Genomic DNA, 19,197 nt, shown 5'->3' with positions numbered 1-19,197 from the left:
GCGGCCTGCGAAGATCTGGCGTCGGCCAAACGGGTTACAGGAGGAAGTGTTGTCGGTCAGCGGACCGTTTCGCGCGGGTGATCGGGTGCAGTTGACCGACTCGAAGGGGCGGCACTACACCCTGACGCTGGCCACCGGTGGTGAATACCACACCCACCGCGGCGCCCTGGCCCACGACGACCTGATCGGCCGCCCCGAAGGCTCGGTGGTGACGTCCGCGGGCGGGTCGACCTACCTCGCGCTGCGCCCGCTGCTGCCGGACTACGTCCTCTCGATGCCCCGCGGCGCGCAGGTGATCTACCCGAAGGACGCGGCGCAGATCGTGATGTGGGGCGACATCTTCCCCGGCGCGCGCGTGCTCGAGGCGGGCGCCGGGTCCGGCGCGCTGACGTGCTCGCTGCTGCGCGCGGTCGGCCCGGCCGGTCACGTGCACTCCTACGAGATCCGCGACGACCACGCCGAACACGCCGAGCGCAACGTGGTGAAGTTCTTCGGCGAGAAGCCGGCCAACTGGTCGCTCACGGTGGCCGACCTGGCCTCGCACGAGGGCGAGGTCGACCGGGTCGTGCTGGACATGCTGGCGCCGTGGGACCAGCTGCCGAACGTGGCCGCCCACCTGGTGCCGGGCGGCGTGCTGACGGTCTACGTGGCGACGGTGACGCAGCTGTCGCGCGTCACGGAATCGCTGCGCGAGCAGCAGTGCTGGACCGAGCCCGAGTCGTGGGAGACGCTGATGCGCCCGTGGCACGTGGTGGGCCTGGCGGTCCGCCCGGACCACCGGATGGTGGCGCACACGGCGTTCCTGCTCACCGCGCGCCGGCTGGCGGACGGGACCGTGTCCCCGCGGGTGTCCCGCCGGCCGTCCAAGGGCAAGGGCTGAGGGAGTGCCGCCGCGCCGGAAGGCCGGCTTCGCGGTCGCCGCGGTGGTCGTCGCCGTCCTGGTCGTGCTGTGCGTGGGCTTCGCGCCGTCGTGGCTGGTCGGCCACGCACCCGGGCTCGGCGCGGCGGACCGGCTGAAGGCCGTGAACGACGTCCGCGCCACGCTGCTGCAGGCGCTGGGCGGGCTCCTGGCGCTGGCCGGGGTCGGGCTGGGCGCCGTCCTGACGTCCCGGCAGCTGCTGCTCAACCGCGAGAGCCGGTCGATCGACCTGTTCACCAAGGCGATCGACCAGCTCGGTGCGGAGCAGGAGCCGACCCGGCAGGGCGCCGTCTACGCGCTGGAACAGCTGGCGGAGCTCGATCCCCGGTACCGCGGGCACGTCCACGCGCTGCTCACCTCGTTCGTCGGCACCCGGGCACCGTGGCGGGGCGAACCGACGCCGCGTCGTGAAGGCGGCGCGGCCAACGACGTGGCGGCCGCGATCGCGGCACTGGGCCGTGGCGGGATGATCGAACCGGACGCGCCGTCCGAGCTGGAACGCGTCGATCTCCGGGGCGCCGATCTGACCGGCCTGGCGATCCCGCGGGTGTGTTTCGCGGGGTCGAACCTCGAGGGCGCGATGCTGCGGAACGCGAACCTGACCGGCGCGACGCTGTCGGGTGCGCTCCTGCGGGGCGCGGACCTGCGCGGGGCGGACCTGACCGCGGCGGTCCTGGAGGGCACGGACCTGACCGGCGTTCGCACGGACGCGGCCACGCGCTGGCCCGAGGGGTTCACCCCGCCCGGCTAGCCGGGCACGCACCAGCGGCCGTTCTCCTTGTGCAGCGGGAAGGGCGTGTCCTTGATCCCGCCCGACGCTTCGACGTGCACCTTCGCCGTCGCCGACTCGCCGCGCAGCTCCGGGGGTGCCAGCAGCTTCACCGTGACCGGACCGGCCGCGTCCCACATCCGCTGGAGGCCGGCCAGGGCCTCCGCGGTCTGCGGGCGGCAGGTGAGCTTGCCGAACGCCGCCGAGTCGTGGCGGGCGATCGCGTCGACGATCGCTTGGGCCAGCACGGCCACCGCCGCCGTGTCGGCCTCGTCCGGGGCCGGGGCCTGCGTCGGGCGGGCCGGGGGTGACGGCGTCGCCGAGGGCGGGGGCGGGGAGCCGGCCGGGGCGACCAGCAGCAGCCCCAGCACCACGCCCGCGCCGGCCACGCCGAGCAGGACCAGCCCGGCGGCGAGCGGGCGGTTCACCGCCGCCGGGTGCTCACGAGCCGTCCGCCCGGACGTTGGACAGGCACCAGAGCCCGGATTCCTTCTGCGCGGACATCGTGCCGACCTTGGTCTTGCTGCCGTCGGTGGCGGAGTAGCGGACGGTCGCCTTGTCGCCGGTCTCCTCCGGCGTGCCGGTCAGCTTCACCGTGACCTTCGGGATGTCGCCCGTGGTGCCCTCGTAGACGCTGCGGCAGATGGTGTCGCCGAGCGCGTCCTCGTCGCTGGCGTTGTAGGCCGAGATGGTCGAGTCGAACAGCTCCTGGGCGCTGGCCTTGCCGCCGGGGGCGGGGCCGCCGGCGGGCTTGCTCTTCGACGTCGGGGCGGTCGGCGACGTGCTCTTGGGCTTCGGGGTGGACGCCTTCGGCGCCGTCGAAGGCGCGGTCGGCGCCGCCGAGCTGCTGCTCGCGGGCGGTGCGGCGGTCTGCTCGTCGTCGCGGTTCAGCAGGACCACCGCGGTCACGCCGCCGCCGACGAGCACCACCGCGGCCACCGCGATGCCGACGATCAGGCCGGTCTTCTTCTTCGGGGGCGGGGGCGCTTCGCCGAAGCCGCCGTAGGAGTCGTAGCCGCCGAAGGACTGGGGCGGCTGGCCCCACTGGTCCTGCTGGCCGTACTGGGGGTGGCCCTGCTGGGGCTGAGGGCCCGTCTGGGGCTGGTAACCGCCCTGCCCGTACCCGCCCTGGCCGTACTGCTGCGTGCTGTCGTACCCGCCCTGGCCGTACTGCTGGCCGCCGTCGTACCCGCCGGGCTGCCCGTATTGCTGCGTGCCGTCGTACGGGCCGGGCTGGCCGAACTGCTGGGTCCCGCCGTAACCGGGCTGGGGCTGGGGGCCGCTCTGGGGGTATCCGCCCTGCTGGGGCTGGCCGTACGGCCCGGGCTGCTGCCCATGGCCGCCGGGCTGCTGGCCGTAGCCGCCCGGTTGCTGCGGCGGGTAGGTCATGAGTGGTGCCCCCTAGCGTTCCTCCGGTGGCGCCCGGCCGTCCGGGCCGGTACAGCGTCGCCCGATGCTAGCCACCGGGCCGGGCCGCCGCGCGGTTAGGGCGGAACTGGCCGGAATTGCCCGGATCCCGGGGGAGGGTTGGCGGCGTCACAGGCGGGGTACTTCGAGCCTGCTTGCTTCGTCCCGGCCCGGAGGGACCCGCGACACACCGGCGCCACGGCACCGAAATGGCCGCTTGCGCTGCGGGAATGTCCGTGCTGGAGGGGGCCGGCAAACCGCGACGCGCCGATCTTGTGATCCGGAAAGGCCTTTTCTTGTCGGTGATCGCCGGTACCGTGGAATGAAAAGCACTCCGAGGAGGTGCCCGATGCATCATGACCTTCCCGGAGGTCGGCGCGAGGAGGCCGACCCTTCAGCAACATCCGGAGCTGGGACGACGGCGGACGAGCAGGCTCGGCAGATCCGTTTTCTCGAGGAAGAAGTGGCGCTGCTGCGCCGCAAACTGACGGACTCGCCACGGCAGAACCGGGTTCTCGAACAGCGGCTCGCCGAGGCCTCGGAAAGGGTGAGCCAGCTCACCGAACGCAACACCAAACTGGTCGAAACCCTGCGCGAAGCGCGAGGACAGCTCCTCGCTCTCCGTGAAGAGGTCGACAGGCTGGCCCAGCCACCGTCCGGGTACGGCGTCTTCGTCGAGGCCTACGAGGACAACACGGTGGACGTCTTCACGGCCGGCCGGAAGATGCGGGTGTCGGTTTCGCCCGCGGTCGAGATCTCGTCCCTGCGCCGCGGCCAGGCGCTGCGGCTCAACGAGGCGCTCACCGTGGTCGAAGGCGGCGGATTCGAACGCACCGGCGAGGTGTGCGCGCTGCGTGAGGTGCTCGCCCCGGACGTCGAGGGCGGCAGCCCCCGCGCCCTGGTGGTCGGGCACGCGGACGAAGAGCGGGTGGTCCTGCTCTCCGACCTGCTGGCCGAGCAGCCGCTCAAGCCGGGCGACTCGCTGCTGGTCGACTCCAAGGCCGGCTACGCGTACGAGCGCGTGCCGAAGGCGGAGGTCGAGGACCTGGTGCTGGAGGAGGTGCCCGACGTCCGCTACGAGGACATCGGTGGCCTCACCCGGCAGATCGAGCAGATCAGGGACGCGGTCGAGCTGCCGTTCCTGCACGCCGACCTGTACCAGGAGTACCAGCTGCGGCCGCCCAAGGGCGTCCTGCTCTACGGCCCGCCGGGCTGCGGCAAGACGCTCATCGCCAAGGCGGTGGCGAACTCGCTGGCCAAGAAGGTGGCCGAGGCCCGCGGCGACGCGGCGGACGGGAAGTCCTACTTCCTGAACATCAAGGGTCCCGAGCTGCTCAACAAGTTCGTCGGGGAGACCGAGCGGCACATCCGCCTGATCTTCCAGCGGGCGCGGGAGAAGGCCTCCGAGGGCACCCCGGTGATCGTGTTCTTCGACGAGATGGACTCGATCTTCCGGACCCGTGGATCGGGCGTGTCGTCCGACGTGGAGACCACGATCGTGCCGCAGCTGCTGTCGGAGATCGACGGTGTCGAAGGCCTGGAGAACGTCATCGTCATCGGCGCCTCCAACCGCGAGGACATGATCGACCCGGCGATCCTGCGGCCGGGCCGGCTCGACGTCAAGATCAAGATCGAGCGTCCGGACGCCGAAGGCGCGAAGGACATCTTCTCCAAGTACCTGGCCGAAGGCCTGCCGATCCACGCGGACGACCTCGCCGAGTTCGGCGGCGACGCCAAGGCGACGTTCGACGCGATGATCCAGCACACGGTCGAGCGGATGTACGAGGAGAGCGACGAGAACCGGTTCCTCGAGGTGACCTACGCCAACGGGGACAAGGAAGTCCTGTACTTCCGCGACTTCAACTCGGGCGCGATGATCCAGAACATCGTGGACCGGGCGAAGAAGTCGGCGATCAAGTCGGTGCTGGAGACCAAGCAGCCGGGTCTGCGCGTGCAGCACCTGCTCGACGCGATCGTCGACGAGTTCGCGGAGAACGAGGACCTCCCGAACACCACCAACCCGGACGACTGGGCCCGGATCTCCGGCAAGAAGGGCGAGCGGATCGTCTACATCCGCACGCTCGTCACCGGCAAGAACCAGGACTCGGGGCGGGCGATCGACACCGCCACGAACACCGGTCAGTACCTGTAGGGTTCCGAACGCGCGATGGGCGGCTGCCGCGGCAGCCGCCCATCGGCGTGTCTAACGGCGGACCAGTTCGGGCTCGCTCCTGCGCAGGCGCAGCCGTCCGTGGGCGGCCAGGATCCCCAGCACCACCAGCAGGGCCCCGGCCGGCTGGTTCCGGCTCACCGGCTCACCCAGCACGAGCACCCCGAGCAGCACGCCCACGACCGGCGTCAGGTACGTCACCGCGGAGGCGTTGGCCGCGCCCCAGGCCGCGATGATCCGGGTGTTCCAGGCGTAGGCGATGCCGGTGCCGAACACGCCGAGCGCGATCATGCTCGCCACCACCGGCAGGCTCAGGTGCACCGGCGTCGCCGCGATCGCCGGGGTCAGCAGGCCCAGGATCACCGTCGCCGACGCCGTCTGCCCGAACGCGACGACCACCGGGTCCGTCCCACGCGGTGAGACGAACCGGCGCAGGTACACGAAACACGCGCCGTAGCACGTCGTTGCGCCGAGGCAGGCGAGCTGGGCGGTCAGCTGGTGGGACACGTCGATGCCGTGCCACACGCCGACGATGGTCAGCACCCCCAGGAACCCGAGCAGCAAGCCGAGCACCCGCGGCGGCGTGAACCGCTCCTCGGGCAGCGCCGCGGCCGCCAGCAGCATCGTGATCAGCGGCGTCGTCGCGTTGAAGATACTGGCCAAACCGGACGAAATGTACTGCTCCGCCCACGAGAACAGCAGGAACGGCACCACGCACAGCAACACCGACACGGCCGCGAGGTGCCCCCACAGCACGGGATCACGCGGAAGCGGCCGCCGGCGCACCAGCAGGATCCCGCCCAGCGCCAGCGCACCCAGCGCGACCCGGGCGAGCGCCACCTGACCGGGGGAGAGCCCGCCGAGCCCCACCTTGATGAACAGGAAACTCGCACCCCACACGATCGCCAGCAGCGCGAACCGCACCGTGACCCCGAACTCCGCCCGTCGCATGACCGCAGTCAAACCGCCGGACCCACCGCGAAGCCAGTGGTTTTCCGACGCCGCATTGTGTATAACGTCCTATACCATGGCGCACGGATGGCAGGCAGCGGTCGAGTACGTGGAAGCCCGCGCCGGCGGGCCGCCGCTGCCGGAGGGGCTCGACGTCACGATCCACTTCCACCCGGACCGGCTGGTGGGGGCGGTGCCGCTGCTGCGGCACTGGCTGACCGACGGGGTCTACCGCTCGCAGTTCGAGACGGGGACGGGCAACGGCGGCCTGACCGCGCACCCCGGCGGGGCCCGGTGGCGCTGGGAGCACCGGATGTTCGGCGGTGTCTACGACGAGCTGCCGCCGTCGGAGCGCCCGAAGTACGGCTCGCTCGACCACCGCCGCCGTCCGGCGGGCGGTTCGGTGCGGTTCGGGTCGGCGCACTTCCGGCTCCGGCGGGAAGTGCTGGCGCGCACGACGTTCTGCTACCCGGACAGCTTCCACGAGCCGGCGCACTTCGGCACCCGTGCCCGCTTCCCGCTGCTCCCGCTCGTCGAAGCGGACACCCCCGACGAACTCGACGACTACGTCGAAGCCCACGTCCACGGCCCGCTCCGGCTGCCGGACGACGTCGCGGCCCTGGTGCTCGACCCGTCGTTCCGCGGCACCGACGTCGAAGCCGCGGCGGCGGAGTTCGGCGTCCCGACCCGCTGGCACCACGGGTTCCGGCTCGCCGTGACGACGCTCGCCGAGCACGCGGACTACCGCGGCGCGGACGTCGTGCGGGCCGGCGAAGACATCGCCGAAGACGGGTGGCTGGACGCCCGCGTCATCGGCGACGCCGTCCGCGCCGGCCGGCACGATCCCCAGGTGCTCAAGCGGGTGTGGCACTGCACCGTGCGGTTCGGGCTACGCGGGTAGCAGCGCCTCGGTCAGCCGCCGCCAGTGCGGCATGGCCGAAGTGCCCGGTTCGACGCCGATGACCTGGACGCCGACGTGGTCGGCGCCCGCGTCGAGGTGCTGGCGCAGCTTCGCGGTGATGGTCTCGAGGTCGCCCCAGACCACCAGGTCGTCGACGAGCCGGTCGCTGCCGCCGTCGATGTCTTCCTCGGTGTACCCCAGCCGGAGGAACTTCGCGATGTTGTACGGCGTCGTGAGGTACGGGTGCAGGTGCTCGCGGGCGATCTCGCGCGCCTTGGCCGCGTCCGTCTCGAACAGCACCGCGTGCTCGACGCCGAGGAAGGGGGCCGCGCCGAGGATTCCGCGCGCCTGGGCCGTGTGCTCCGGGGTGACGTGGTAGGTGTGCGCGCCCGCCGACCGGTCGCGGGCCAGCTCCAGCATCTTCGGGCCGTACGCGGCGAGGATCCGGCGCATCGGCGCGCGCGGGGCGGGGTTGACCTTCGGGTCGATGTCCAGCGTGTCGAGGTAGTCGTTCATCGCCCGAAGCGGCTTCGTGCCGGGCTTTCCGGCCCCGAAACCCAGGCCCAGCAGGTGGCGGTCGGGGTAGGCGTCGGCCAGCAGCAGGGCCGCGCCGCGGGTCCACTGCGCCTCGCGGGACCAGATCTGCGCGATGCCGTTGACGACGGTGAGGCGTTCGGTGGCGGCGAGGAGGAACCCGGCGTGCGTGAGGGCCTCCCGGCCCTGGCTTTCCGGGATCCAGAGCGCCGGCCAGCCGAGTTCTTCCAGTTCCCGCACCGAATCCCGGATCAGGCCGGCCGGCTGGTCCTCGAAGTCGAACGTCCAGATCCCGTAGCGGCCGAGCCGCATGTTCTCGATCGTACCCATAAATCGAAGTATCGCAGATTTTCGATATGAAGCAACGGGCAGGCCGGCGAAGCGGGGGAGGGGCAGGTCAGAGGAGGTGACCGAGGGTGGCGACGAGCTCGGCGATCCGGGCTTCATCCCGCTTGTAGTGCGTCCACTTGCCGACACGCGTCGCTCGCACCAGCCCGGCGCGCTGCAGCTCGGCCATGTACGCCGAGACGGTCGACTGCGCGAGCCCGGTCTTCTCCTGGATGTGCGTCACGCACACGCCCACCTCGACCGGATCGGCAATGGCCCGCTCCACCGGAAAGTGGCGCACCGGCTCCCGCAACCACCGCAGCACCTGCAACCGCACCGGGTTCGCGAGCGCCTTGAACACGTCGAGCAGCTGCTCGACGTCGGCTTCGGGTTCGATATGCGCAGTCATGGGCCTCGAGATCAGCATAACCGCCCCCGGCGTGTACTCCCCGGCGCCGCGCGTATAACGACCTATACTCGCGGGCGTGATCGAAGAATCCCGGCCTCGCGCACCCATCACCGAATCCGACGTCCTGGCCTGGCTGGAGACGACGGCCGCCGCCGTCGAAGCGGGGGAGGTGAGCGCCCAGGACCTCATCGACATGCTCGGCGAGCTGCGCCGCGCGTCCGCGGCCTGCGCCGACGCCTCGGACTGGCTGCTGCTCGCGGCCCGCGAAGGCGGCGCCAGCCTCCGCCAGATCGCGCCGGTGTTCGGCAAGGGCTACGTCCGGGCCCCCGCCGCACGCCTCGAGAAGCTGCACCGCCAAGCGCAGACCGCGGGGCAGTGGCTGGCCATCCTGCGGCACAAGCAGACCGCATGAGGACGCGCATGGCCCTGGGGCTGGCGGCGCTGGGTCGCCCCGCTTACATCAACCTGGGCAGCGAAGGGGCGCTGCCGGCGGCGCGGGACGTAGCTTCGATGCGCGCGGCGACGTACGCGGTGCTCGACGACGCCTACGCCGCGGGTATCCGGCACGTCGACGTCGCCCGCTCCTACGGGCGCTCCGAGGAGTTCCTGGCCGGCTGGCTCGCCGAGCGCGGGCACCCGGGGATCGAGGTTTCCAGCAAGTGGGGCTACGCCTACGTGGGCGAGTGGCGCATCGACGCCGACGTGCACGAAATGAAGGAGCATTCGGCGGCGCGGTTCGCGGCGCAGTGGGCGGAAACCCTGGCGCTGCTGGGGGATCGGGTCGGGCTCTACCAGGTGCATTCGCTCACTGTGGACAGTCCGCTGTTCACCGACGAGCCGTTGCTGGAAGCGCTCGCGGAGCTGTCCGCGAACGGGGTCGCGGTCGGGTTCTCGACGTCCGGGCCGGCCCAGGCGGCCGCGATCGAGCGGGCGTTCGCGCTGGAAGTGGCCGGGCGCCCGGTGTTCTCGGCGGTGCAGTCGACGTGGAACGTCCTGGAACCGTCCGCGGGGCCGGCCCTGGCCGCGGCGCACGCGGCCGGGAAGCGGGTGCTGGTCAAGGAAACCCTGGCCAACGGCAGGCTGGCGGTCGAAGCGCCGGCCGCGGTCCGCGAGCTCGCGGCCGCGCACGGAATCGGGCCGGACGCGGTCGCGGTGGCCGCGGTGCTGGCCAACGACTGGGCGGACCGGGCGGTCCTCGGCCCGGCGAGCCCGGCGCAGCTGGCGGCGAACCTGCGGGGCGCCACGCTTTCGCTGAGCACGGAGGAGGAGGCCGTCCTCGCGGGGCTGGCGGAGAATCCGGAGCAGTACTGGCGACACCGGTCCTCCTTGGCGTGGCGGTGAGCCGCTGCACTACCCTTCGCAGGCACAAGAGCACGTTGGGAGGCCGGATCAGGTGCGTCATCGGCAGGCGATCGCGTTGGCCGCGGTCGCGTTGGTCGGCCTCACGGGCTGCGAAGGGCCCGATCCGGACAACCTCGAGACGTACTACGACGATCCGGTGACCACGTCGGCGCCGGCCCCGGCCCCCGCGGAGGCGCGGGTGAGCCAGGCGCAGGCCGCGCCGGTGAAACCGCCGGCCCCCGACCTCGGCCCGCTCGCGGAGGAGGCGCTGCTGACCGACGCCGACGTCGCGGAAGAAGGGGTGCAGCCGGGGTCCGGGGAAGCTTCGGGGTGCCTGACGGCGGCGGTGTCGGCGACCAGCCGGACGGCGTCTTGGCGCTACCCCAGCGGCTCGGTGCTGAGCCACCGCGTGGCCGCGTATCCGGAGCCGGCGGCGGCCCGGGCCGTGGCGGGCGCCGAGTGCGCGGGGCGTGAGGTCACCGTGCCCGCCCAGTCCGGGGTCGAGGTCCAGCGGGCGTGGTGCGAGGGCAAGACCTGCACGGTGTTGCTGGCGAAGGGCAGGCTAGTGTCCGGGCTGACCGTCTCGGCGAGCACGGAGGCCCGGGCGGTGGACGCGGCGAAGCGCCTGCTGCCGGCGATGACGGCGAAGCTGACCGCTCAGCCGTAGCGGCGGAACCATTCCTGGACGCCTTCGCGGCCGTCGGGGATGAAGGGCAGCTCCGGGGCCGGGTCCTCGATCCAGGCCCGCAGCTCGTCCAGGGTGATCCAGCGGCCTTCGACGATCTCTTCGGCCTGGTGGCGGATCGGGCCGTCCCAGCGGACTTCGAAGGCGAAGTTGTGGCAGCGCATTCGGCCGTCGTCGTACACCTTGGTGAACAGGGGCACCGGTTCCACGCCCCGGACGCCGAGTTCTTCGGCGAGTTCGCGGCGGGCGCATTCGGCCGGGGTCTCGCCCGCGGCCACCACTCCACCGGCCCAGCAGTCCCAGGTGGAGGGGAACACGTCCTTACCGGGCGTGCGCAGGTGCACGTAAACCGCGGTTCCGTCACCCGAACGGACCAGGACGACGCCTGCGGCGTGCCACAGCGCGCCGGCGCGGACGGCGGCGCGGGTCGTCCGGCCGACCACGGCTCCGGCCTGGTCATAGAGGGCAACGAGTTCGTCACTGCCTGGCATGGGTGCATCGTTCCACTAGGACGACCCCGTAGGGTGGGGACATGCGGCGGATCATGGGAACCGAAGTCGAGTACGGCATCTCCGTGCCGGGCGACGCGACGGCGAATCCGGTACTCACCTCCACCCAGGTCGTGCTGGCGTACGCGGCGGCGGCCGACATCCCGCGTGCCCGCCGGGCGCGGTGGGACTACGAGGTGGAGAGCCCGCTGCGGGACGCGCGCGGGTTCGACCTGACCGGCCCGGGCGGCCCGGGGCACGACCCGGACGTCGAGGACCTGGGCGCGGCGAACGTCATCCTGACCAACGGGGCACGGCTGTACGTCGACCACGCGCACCCGGAGTACTCGGCGCCCGAGGTGACGAACGCGCGTGACGCGGTCATCTGGGACAAGGCGGGCGAGCGGGTGATGGAGGAGGCGGCGATGAAGGCCGCTTCCGTGCCGGGCCAGCCACAGCTGCAGCTGTACAAGAACAACGTCGACGGCAAGGGCGCGAGCTACGGCACGCACGAAAACTACCTGATGGCGCGGTCGACGCCGTTCACCGCGGTGATCGCCGGGCTGACCCCGTTCTTCGTCTCGCGGCAGGTCGTCACCGGCTCGGGCCGGCTCGGGATCGGCCAGCAGAGCGAAGAGGCCGGGTTCCAGCTCTCCCAGCGTGCGGACTACATCGAGGTCGAGGTCGGCCTGGAGACCACGCTCAAGCGCGGGATCATCAACACCCGCGACGAGCCGCACGCGGACGCGGACAAGTACCGGCGGCTGCACGTCATCATCGGCGACGCGAACATGTCGGAGTACTCGACGTACCTGAAGGTCGGCACGACGGCGCTGGTGCTGGACCTGATCGAGTCCGGCATCCGGTTCGACGACCTGAAGCTGGACGAACCGGTCAAGGCCGTCCACCAGATCAGCCACGACCCGACGTTGAAGACGCAGGTCGCGCTGGCGAACGGCAAGAAGTACACCGGGCTGGACCTGCAGTTCGCCTACCACGAGATCGCGTCGCAGAACCTCGAGCGCACCGGCGCCGACCAGGCGTCGAAGGAGGTCCTGCGGGTCTGGGGCGAGATCCTGGACGCGCTGGCCCGCGACCCGCAGGAGTGCGCGGACCGGCTGGACTGGCCGGCCAAGCTGCGGCTGCTCGAAGGCTACCGGCAGCGTGACCAGCTGGCCTGGGGCGCGCCCCGGCTGCGGCTGGTCGACCTGCAGTATTCGGACGTGCGGCTGGCGAAGGGCCTGTACAACCGGCTCGTCACCCGCGGGTCGATGAAGCGCCTGGTCACCGAGGAGGAGGTGCTGGCCGCGGTGACGACGCCGCCGTCGGACACCCGCGCCTACTTCCGCGGCCGGGCGCTGGAGAAGTACGCGACGTCGATCGCGGCGGCTTCGTGGGATTCGGTCATCTTCGACGTGGGCAAGGAGTCGCTGGTGCGGATCCCGACCCTGGAGCCGCTGCGGGGGACGAAGGCGCACGTCGGCAAGCTGCTGGACAACGCGGCGACGGCGGAGGAGCTCGTGGAGGCGCTCACCGGTTCGGACTAGGCGGGACGCACCAGCGATCGCGGCGTGACCCCGAATGTCGGGGCCGCTGGGTAGGCTAGGAAACATCAGCCACACCGGGAGGCGAGATGGCCCAGGAAAAGATCGAAAAGCACGGCGGTGGTGACTCCGACGAGGAGTTCGACGACACCGGCGCGGCGGGTCAGGAGCGGCGCGAGAAGCTCGGCGAGGACGTCGACACGATCCTCGACGAGATCGACGACGTGCTCGAGGAGAACGCCGAGGACTTCGTCCGGGCCTACGTGCAGAAGGGCGGCGAATAGCCGCTGTCGAGGGCACTGCGCCCTTGCCGACCGTTCAGCCGGCGGCCGGGGCTCCGCGCGGCGTCCGCGCCCGCGCGGGGCTCCGGCCCGCACAGATGGGATTTTTGAGCACGTATGGACAACACCAGGGGCATCTCGGGTCCCGCGCTGCCTGCGCCGTACTTCTCCTCGGCGACGTCGTCGTTTTCGGACTTCCTGCGCGTGCAGGCGCCGGAGCTGCTGCCCGAGCGGCGGGTGACGCCGGGCGCGGCCGAGCTGGGCGTGCCGCACGGGACGACGATCGTCGCGTGCACCTTCGCCGGCGGGGTGCTGATCGCGGGTGACCGGCGGGCGACGTCGGGCAACCTGATCGCGAGCCGCGACATCGAGAAGGTGCACGTCACCGACGAGTATTCGGCGGTCGGCATCGCGGGCACGGCGGGGCTGGCCGTGGAGATGGTGCGGTTGTACGCGGTCGAGCTGGCGCACTACGAGAAGATCGAGGGCGTTTCGCTGTCGCTGGACGGCAAGACGAACAAGCTGGCCGGGATGGTCAAGGCGAACCTCGAGATGGCGATGGCCGGGCTGGCGGCGATCCCGCTGTTCGTGGGCTACGACCTGGAGGCCGAGGACGCCAAGCACGCGGGCCGGATCGTGTCGTACGACGCCGCGGGCGGGCGGTACGAGGAGAACGGCGGTTACGCGGGCATCGGCTCGGGTTCGCTGTTCGCGAAATCGGCGTTGAAGAAGCTGCACGACCCGGACGCCGACGCCGAGGGCGCGGTCCGCGTCGCGGTGGAGGCCCTGTACGACGCGGCGGACGACGACACGGCATCGGGCGGCCCGGACCTGGTGCGCAGGATTTTCCCGAGCGTCGTGACGATCACCGCCGAGCACGGCGCGGTCCAGCTGTCGGAGTCGGAGACGGCGGCGGTGGCCGAAGCCGTGGTGGCGGGGCGGATCGAGCGCCAGCAGCGCCGGCTGTCCTGAACCGGGGCCTGAACCAGTGAACGTTGAAACACCGAAAGACCTGGAGCGCACACCGTGACGATGCCGTTGTATGCCTCTCCCGAGCAGCTGATGCGGGAGCGTTCCGAGCTGGCGCGCAAGGGCATCGCGCGCGGCCGGAGCGTGGTGGTCCTGAAGTACTCGGGCGGCGTCCTGTTCGTGGCGGAGAACCCGTCGGCGACGCTGCACAAGGTCTCCGAGATCTACGACCGCATCGGTTTCGCGGCGGTCGGGCGCTACAGCGAGTTCGAGAACCTCCGCGTGGCGGGCATCCGTCACGCGGACCTGAAGGGCTACCAGTACGACAGGCGTGACGTGAGCGCCCGAGCGCTGGCGAACGCCTACGCGGCGACGCTGGGCAGCATCTTCACCGAGCAGCTGAAGCCGTTCGAGGTGGAGATCTGCGTGGCGGAGGTGGGAGCGAGTTCGGCGGAGGACCAGCTGTACCGCCTGACGTACGACGGTTCGATCTTCGACGAGCCGCAGTACGTGGTGATGGGCGGCCAGACGGACAAGATCTCGGCCAAGCTGAAGGAGACGTTCGAGGACGGCCTGGACCTCCAGGCGGCCCTGGGCGTGGCGGTGGCGGCCTTGAGGACGCCGAACCAGCCGACCACGGGATCGTCATCGTCGTCGTCGGCGAACGCATCGGCGAACGGCAACGGCGAGGCGGACCCGATCAAGCTGGAGGTGGCGGTTTTGGACCGCGACCGCCCGAGGCGCATGTTCCGCCGCTTGACGGGAGCAGCACTGGACACGCTACTGCCGGTCCCGGATCCCCAGGGCGAGGAGCCGGAGAGCAAGCCCGAAGGCGAGTAGTTTCCCGAGCAAAGCGGGGCGGGGCCGATGGGCCGCGCCCCGCTTTTGCGTCGCAACACGGCCGGGAACGGCGCCGCGGCCCTTGCCAACGGCCCGAAGGGCCGAAGCACGCCGAGACTGGCCCGTTTCGGCGGCTCGGCAGAGCAAGCTCGCCGAGCACGCGGAACCGCCCCGGCCACACCCCCCTGCCGACCCGATACGCAGCCGTTGAACAATCAAGCGTTCGGGCCGGCGGGAACCACCCACGCGGGCTCATCTCGCGGAGCTCACCTCAAGACGCAGCAGGAGAAGTCCGAAACCCCTCATCGGCAAAAGCCAGCAAATACGGCAAGGTCGCCCGAGCGGTATGCCAGGTGTGGTTGAACCCCCGCTCGGCATGAACCACAGCCTCCTGCCCCCGTGCATGCAGCGCATCGGCGATCCGCCGAGCCGTCGCAACATCCGTGGGCGCTCCGGTCCCCACCGCAAGCATCACCGAGATCGGCGCCGAAAACCGCATGGTAGGCAGATACCGCCGAGGCGTGTTGGCCGCGATCGCCGCCCGGTTCCCGTCGAGGATCCCCACGGAGTCGTTCAGGTCGTCATAGGGCAGGGCGATCACCAGCGTCGCGAATTCGTCGACGTGGTGCAGCCCGATGTTCAACGCCCCGAACCCGCCACCGGACATCCCACCCAGCGCCCGATGGCTCCGGTCAGCCAACGTCCGGTACCGCTGGTCGATCGCCGGAACCACCGTCCCGGCCAGGTAGGTCTCCAGCTGAGGCCCACCGGGAACGTTCAGGCACTCCCAGTCGGTACTCGGATTCCCGGCGGTCATGTCGACACTGACCACGATCATCGGCGCGATGACATTGGCCTTCTCCAACGCCTGCAGCGTCCCCGGCGCGTCCCCGGAGGTGAGCCAGTCCCGAGGACCCCCGAACGGATACCCGTGGATGAGATACACGACCGGATACCGCCGGGCCGGATCACTGTCGTACCCGGGCGGCAGGATGACGTAGTTGCTCCCCGAAGGCACCCCGTGTGCCGGATCCGGAAGGTTCACGACGTCGATCCGCTGACCCGCGACCGCTGCACCCGCAGCGGGCCGCGGAGCGGAGGAAGAAGCAGACGGAGCCTCACTCCCGTCGTCGAGGAGCCGCCCGGCGAAGTTGACGACCCCGGGACCTCGCTGCAGGAGCCGCGCCAGGTCGTCGGAGGTCCGGACATACCCCACGTAGCTGTTCAGCGCCGTCACCGCCGCCACCAGCAGCAGCACGCCGAACGCCGTGAAGCCCCAGCGCCGGACGCGGCGGCGGTACCAGAGCGCGACCACGACAGCAAGCACCGCCACCGCCGCCGAAGCGAAGCCGAGCCAGATCAGCGGGGACTCGAGCGGGCCCAGGTCGCGGGCGCGGGCGGTGACGTCGCCCGGCAGCACCGGGTCGCTCGCCGCCCGGTGGATGACGCTCGCCAGGCCGTGGCCGTCCATCGACTCCCCGCTCGTCCGGCCGCGGGCCGGAGGGCCCGCGGCTCGGTCGCGAAGCTAGCGAGCGGTCGCTGTGGGTACGTTGAGAGACGGTAAAGCAACCTTTAGGGCCGGTAGAGCGTCAGGGCGCTGGGCCGGGACCGGAAGCGGAACCGGTTGCCGAGCGGGCCGACCTCGCCGTCGGTGGCGACGCGGCGGTTGCCGTCGAGGAGCTCGACGTCCAGTTCCGGCAGGTCGAGTTCCTGGTAGACGTGGCTGGCGGCGAGGCTGCGGGTGATCATCGCCAGCAGGAACCGGGCGCGGGAGTAGGGCAGGTCGGCACGCAGGTAGCGGATGTCGAGCAGGCCGGTGTCCAGCGCCGGCCGCCGGCTCGGGGCGAACCCCTTCGGCGCGTACGTGCCGTTGCCGACGAACAGCAGCCAGACCTGCGTCTTCTTGCCGTTGAGCCGGACGGTCAGCGGCTTGGCGTGCCGCAGCGTCCGGGCCAGCGCGATCGCCGCCGAGGGCCACTTCGGGTGCTTTTCCTGCAGCTTCTCGCGCAGCCGGACCATCTCGGGGTAGCCGCCGAGGCTGGCGGTGTTGACGAACCAGCGGTGGGCCGGCTCGCCGGCGCCGTCGATCTCGACTTCGCCCAGGTCGACGCGGACGGCGTTGCCGACCTCGGTCGCCGCGTCGGCGTCGGGCATCGAGCTGACGCCGACGTCGCGGGCGAAGTGGTTGAGCGTGCCCGCCGGGACCAGGGCGAGCGGCAGGTCGCGCTCGGCGGCCACGGAGGCCACCGCGGCGACCGTGCCGTCGCCGCCCGCGACGCCGAGCGCGCGGATCGTGCCGCGGGCGTCGATCTCGGCTTCGAGCTGGGTGCGCAGGTCCTGCTTCGGGTCCGGGTAGAGCACCGTGGCCTTCGGCCAGGCGAACTTGACGTCCTCGGTCGGGTCCTGGCCGGCGACGCCGGAGTTCGGGTTGACCACCGCGAGCATGTCCTCGCCGTCGACCATCTCGGGGGCGTCCGCGTCGTGGGCCGTGCGGCCCGGGACGTCGTCGTGCAGCGGCCACCAGTGCCGGGTGGCCAGGCCGACGCCGACGCCGATGCCCAGGCCGACGCCGACGTCCGAGGGCCAGTGCACGCCGGTGTGGACCCGCGAGTAGGCGACGGCCAGCGCCAGCGGGGCGACGGCCAGCCCGGCCCGCGGCGACTCCATCGCCACCGCCGTGGCGAAGGCCGCCGCGGAGGCGGAGTGCCCGGACGGGAACGACGACGACGTGGGACGTTTCCGCAGGCGGCGGTGCATCGGCGTCTCTTCCTCGGCCGGGCGGCGGCGGGGGAACACCGGCTTGCCGATGAGGTTCGCGGCCGCGCTGGCCCCGGCGATCGCGACGACCCCGCGCAGGGCGGCCCGGCGGGTCTCGCCCGGACGGGCGGCCAGCAGGGCCGCGACGCCCCACCACAGGCGCGACTTGTTCGCCGACCTCGACAGCGTCCTCAGCGCGTCGTCGGCCTTCGAGGCGGGCAGCGAGGCAGTGCGGCGCATCAGGGCGCGGTCGGTCCGGCCGACCTGCCGGAAGGCCCGGATGAGCTGGTGTGACAAGGGAGTCCGCCTTCCGCATGACGTCAAGAGCCGTGCTCCAATCGTGCCGTATTCCGGGTGAATTCACCGTCTGTGGCCTACTGGGGGCGTGTCGACGCCCGAACGGCGCACCGTGGGAGGGGGTCCAGCGCCTACTCTGGTGGAATGCAGCGGCGGATCTTTGGCATCGAGACCGAGTTCGGGGTCACGTGCACCTTCCACGGACAGCGCAGGCTCTCGCCCGACGAGGTGGCGCGTTACCTCTTCCGGCGGGTCGTGTCCTGGGGACGCTCATCGAACGTCTTCCTGTCGAACGGCTCCCGGCTCTACCTGGACGTCGGCTCGCACCCCGAGTACGCGACGGCCGAGTGCGACGACCTCGTGCAGCTGGTCACGCACGACAAGGCCGGGGAGCGGATCCTCGAGGACCTGCTGGTCGACGCCGAGCGGCGGCTCGCCGACGAGGGCATCGGCGGCGACATCTTCCTGTTCAAGAACAACACCGACTCCGCGGGCAACTCCTACGGCTGTCACGAGAACTACCTGGTGACGCGCGCGGGCGAGTTCTCCCGGATCGCGGACGTGCTGCTCCCGTTCCTGGTGACCCGCCAGCTCATCTGCGGGGCCGGCAAGGTGCTGCAGACCCCGCGCGGCGCGGTCTACTGCCTCTCCCAGCGGGCCGAGCACATCTGGGAGGGCGTCTCCAGCGCCACCACCCGCTCGCGGCCGATCATCAACACCCGCGACGAGCCGCACGCCGACGCCGAGCGCTACCGGCGGCTGCACGTCATCGTGGGCGACTCGAACATGGCCGAGCCGACGACCATGCTCAAGGTCGGCTCGGCGAACCTGGTGCTCGAGATGATCGAGGCCGGCGTCCAGTTCCGCGACTTCACCCTGGACAACCCGATCCGGGCGATCCGCGAGATCAGCCACGACCTCACCGGCCGCCGCCAGGTGCGGCTGGCCGGCGGGCGCGAGGCCTCGGCGCTGGACATCCAGCGCGAGTACCACGCCCGCGCGGTCCAGCACATCAAGGACAACGGCACGACCGCGGCGAACGAGCGCGTCGTCGAGCTGTGGGGCCGGGCCCTCGAAGCAGTCGAGCAGCAGGACTTCGGCAAGATCGACACCGAGATCGACTGGGCGATCAAGCACCGGCTGGTCGAGCGCTACCGGCACAAGCACGACCTGGACCTGTCCAGCCCGCGCATCGCCCAGCTCGACCTGGCCTACCACGACATCCGCCGGGGCCGGGGCATCTTCGACCTGCTCCAGCGCAAGGGCCTGGTCCGCCGGGTCACCGACGACGGCGAGATCGAGGCCGCCAAGGACACCCCGCCCCAGACGACCCGGGCCAAGCTGCGCGGCGACTTCATCGCCGCCGCCCAGGCCGCGGGCCGCGACTTCACCGTCGACTGGGTGCACCTGAAGCTCAACGACCAGGCCCAGCGCACGGTCCTGTGCAAGGACCCGTTCCGCTCGGTCGACGAGCGGGTGGAACGCCTGATCAGCTCGCTCTAGTTCCCCCTCTGCCGCGGCCGGGGGGGGGGGGGGGGTGTGGTGGGCTGCGCTGTACGCGACCTAATAAACAACTCACATCTCAACAAATAACTCCAAAAAAGAAAA

20 protein-coding genes are annotated in these 19,197 nt (G+C 71.3%); 12 read left to right on the top strand and 8 right to left on the bottom strand.

Features of this window, described 5'->3' with window-relative positions; translation table 11 throughout:
• The first annotated feature begins 49 nt into the window (after window positions 1–49).
• Both ACWEVN_RS26250 and ACWEVN_RS26245 read left to right on the top strand, forming a co-directional pair.
• Window positions 50–880 (top strand): tRNA (adenine-N1)-methyltransferase, encoded by an 831-nt coding sequence (locus ACWEVN_RS26250; protein WP_452053062.1) that lies wholly within the window; start codon window positions 50–52, stop codon window positions 878–880.
• 4 nt (window positions 881–884) lie between these two features.
• Window positions 885–1,670, top strand: a complete 786-nt coding sequence (locus tag ACWEVN_RS26245; RefSeq protein ID WP_449681663.1) for a pentapeptide repeat-containing protein — start codon at window positions 885–887, stop codon at window positions 1,668–1,670.
• On the opposite strand, the gene ACWEVN_RS26240 is transcribed toward ACWEVN_RS26245, so the two are convergent.
• Complete coding sequence (locus ACWEVN_RS26240; RefSeq protein ID WP_452053061.1) at window positions 1,667–2,116, bottom strand: hypothetical protein; 450 nt, start codon at window positions 2,114–2,116, stop codon at window positions 1,667–1,669. The genes ACWEVN_RS26245 and ACWEVN_RS26240 overlap by 4 nt on opposite strands.
• A 13-nt stretch (window positions 2,117–2,129) precedes the next feature.
• A complete protein-coding gene (locus ACWEVN_RS26235) occupies window positions 2,130–3,077 on the bottom strand; it encodes a hypothetical protein (RefSeq protein ID WP_452053060.1) in 948 nt (315 codons plus the stop codon).
• 367 nt (window positions 3,078–3,444) lie between these two features.
• Here ACWEVN_RS26235 and arc point away from each other — a divergent pair, with 367 nt between their 5' ends.
• Window positions 3,445–5,247 carry a proteasome ATPase gene (gene arc, locus ACWEVN_RS26230; RefSeq protein ID WP_176169477.1) on the top strand — a complete coding sequence of 601 codons (1,803 nt, stop codon included), beginning with the start codon at window positions 3,445–3,447 and terminating at the stop codon, window positions 5,245–5,247.
• A 51-nt stretch (window positions 5,248–5,298) separates the two neighbouring features.
• Here the strand turns inward: arc and ACWEVN_RS26225 are convergent, their stop codons facing one another.
• Window positions 5,299–6,216 (bottom strand): DMT family transporter, encoded by a 918-nt coding sequence (locus ACWEVN_RS26225; RefSeq protein ID WP_452053059.1) that lies wholly within the window; start codon window positions 6,214–6,216, stop codon window positions 5,299–5,301.
• Between the two features lie 76 nt (window positions 6,217–6,292).
• Here ACWEVN_RS26225 and ACWEVN_RS26220 point away from each other — a divergent pair, with 76 nt between their 5' ends.
• On the top strand, window positions 6,293–7,117 hold the full coding sequence (locus tag ACWEVN_RS26220; RefSeq protein ID WP_452053058.1) for a DUF3626 domain-containing protein: 825 nt from the start codon (window positions 6,293–6,295) through the stop codon (window positions 7,115–7,117).
• Here ACWEVN_RS26220 and ACWEVN_RS26215 read toward each other — a convergent pair.
• Both ACWEVN_RS26215 and ACWEVN_RS26210 read right to left on the bottom strand, forming a co-directional pair.
• The gene (locus ACWEVN_RS26215; RefSeq protein WP_452053057.1) at window positions 7,106–7,981 is read right to left on the bottom strand and encodes a TIGR03620 family F420-dependent LLM class oxidoreductase; all 876 of its coding nucleotides are present in this window, start codon (window positions 7,979–7,981) and stop codon (window positions 7,106–7,108) included. The two genes, ACWEVN_RS26220 and ACWEVN_RS26215, sit on opposite strands and share 12 nt — an antisense overlap.
• 67 nt (window positions 7,982–8,048) lie before the next feature.
• The gene (locus ACWEVN_RS26210; protein WP_452053056.1) at window positions 8,049–8,387 is read right to left on the bottom strand and encodes an ArsR/SmtB family transcription factor; all 339 of its coding nucleotides are present in this window, start codon (window positions 8,385–8,387) and stop codon (window positions 8,049–8,051) included.
• Window positions 8,388–8,463: 76 nt separating this feature from the next.
• Between ACWEVN_RS26210 and ACWEVN_RS26205 the strand changes: the two genes are divergently transcribed.
• Genes ACWEVN_RS26205 through ACWEVN_RS26195 form a run of 3 tightly spaced genes read left to right on the top strand, consistent with a single transcriptional unit; the run spans window position 8,464 to window position 10,395 of the window.
• On the top strand, window positions 8,464–8,799 hold the full coding sequence (locus ACWEVN_RS26205) for a hypothetical protein (RefSeq protein WP_452053055.1): 336 nt from the start codon (window positions 8,464–8,466) through the stop codon (window positions 8,797–8,799).
• Window positions 8,796–9,728, top strand: a complete 933-nt coding sequence (locus ACWEVN_RS26200) for an aldo/keto reductase (RefSeq protein ID WP_452053054.1) — start codon at window positions 8,796–8,798, stop codon at window positions 9,726–9,728. Before ACWEVN_RS26205 ends, ACWEVN_RS26200 begins: the two co-directional genes overlap by 4 nt.
• A 52-nt stretch (window positions 9,729–9,780) precedes the next feature.
• Entirely contained in the window at window positions 9,781–10,395 is a 615-nt protein-coding gene (locus tag ACWEVN_RS26195; RefSeq protein ID WP_452053053.1) for a hypothetical protein, read from the top strand.
• Here ACWEVN_RS26195 and ACWEVN_RS26190 read toward each other — a convergent pair.
• Window positions 10,386–10,904 carry an NUDIX domain-containing protein gene (locus ACWEVN_RS26190; protein WP_452053052.1) on the bottom strand — a complete coding sequence of 173 codons (519 nt, stop codon included), beginning with the start codon at window positions 10,902–10,904 and terminating at the stop codon, window positions 10,386–10,388. The genes ACWEVN_RS26195 and ACWEVN_RS26190 overlap by 10 nt on opposite strands.
• 41 nt (window positions 10,905–10,945) lie before the next feature.
• Between ACWEVN_RS26190 and dop the strand changes: the two genes are divergently transcribed.
• The 4 genes from dop (at window position 10,946) to prcA (ending at window position 14,535) form a co-directional block, all read left to right on the top strand.
• Window positions 10,946–12,448: a depupylase/deamidase Dop gene (dop, locus tag ACWEVN_RS26185; protein ID WP_310972943.1), complete on the top strand. Its 1,503-nt coding sequence runs from the start codon at window positions 10,946–10,948 to the stop codon at window positions 12,446–12,448.
• Between the two features lie 86 nt (window positions 12,449–12,534).
• Complete coding sequence (locus ACWEVN_RS26180) at window positions 12,535–12,729, top strand: ubiquitin-like protein Pup (RefSeq protein ID WP_013226725.1); 195 nt, start codon at window positions 12,535–12,537, stop codon at window positions 12,727–12,729.
• Between the two features lie 114 nt (window positions 12,730–12,843).
• Window positions 12,844–13,698, top strand: coding sequence for a proteasome subunit beta (gene prcB, locus ACWEVN_RS26175; RefSeq protein WP_310972942.1), 855 nt, complete (start codon window positions 12,844–12,846; stop codon window positions 13,696–13,698).
• Window positions 13,699–13,752: 54 nt separating this feature from the next.
• Entirely contained in the window at window positions 13,753–14,535 is a 783-nt protein-coding gene (prcA, locus tag ACWEVN_RS26170; RefSeq protein ID WP_449681652.1) for a proteasome subunit alpha, read from the top strand.
• 271 nt (window positions 14,536–14,806) lie between these two features.
• On the opposite strand, the gene ACWEVN_RS26165 is transcribed toward prcA, so the two are convergent.
• On the bottom strand, window positions 14,807–16,006 hold the full coding sequence (locus tag ACWEVN_RS26165) for an alpha/beta hydrolase (protein ID WP_452053051.1): 1,200 nt from the start codon (window positions 16,004–16,006) through the stop codon (window positions 14,807–14,809).
• A gap of 101 nt (window positions 16,007–16,107) precedes the next feature.
• Entirely contained in the window at window positions 16,108–17,532 is a 1,425-nt protein-coding gene (locus tag ACWEVN_RS26160) for a phosphatase PAP2 family protein (protein WP_449681797.1), read from the bottom strand.
• 201 nt (window positions 17,533–17,733) lie between these two features.
• On the opposite strand from ACWEVN_RS26160, the gene pafA reads away from it, so the two are divergent.
• Window positions 17,734–19,092 carry a Pup--protein ligase gene (gene pafA / locus ACWEVN_RS26155; RefSeq protein WP_013226720.1) on the top strand — a complete coding sequence of 453 codons (1,359 nt, stop codon included), beginning with the start codon at window positions 17,734–17,736 and terminating at the stop codon, window positions 19,090–19,092.
• The last annotated feature ends 105 nt before the right edge of the window (window positions 19,093–19,197 follow it).

This window comes from Amycolatopsis sp. NPDC003861 (assembly GCF_053605405.1).
The sequence above is the reverse complement of the archived record's forward strand: the minus strand, read 5'-3'. Positions and strand labels throughout refer to the sequence as shown.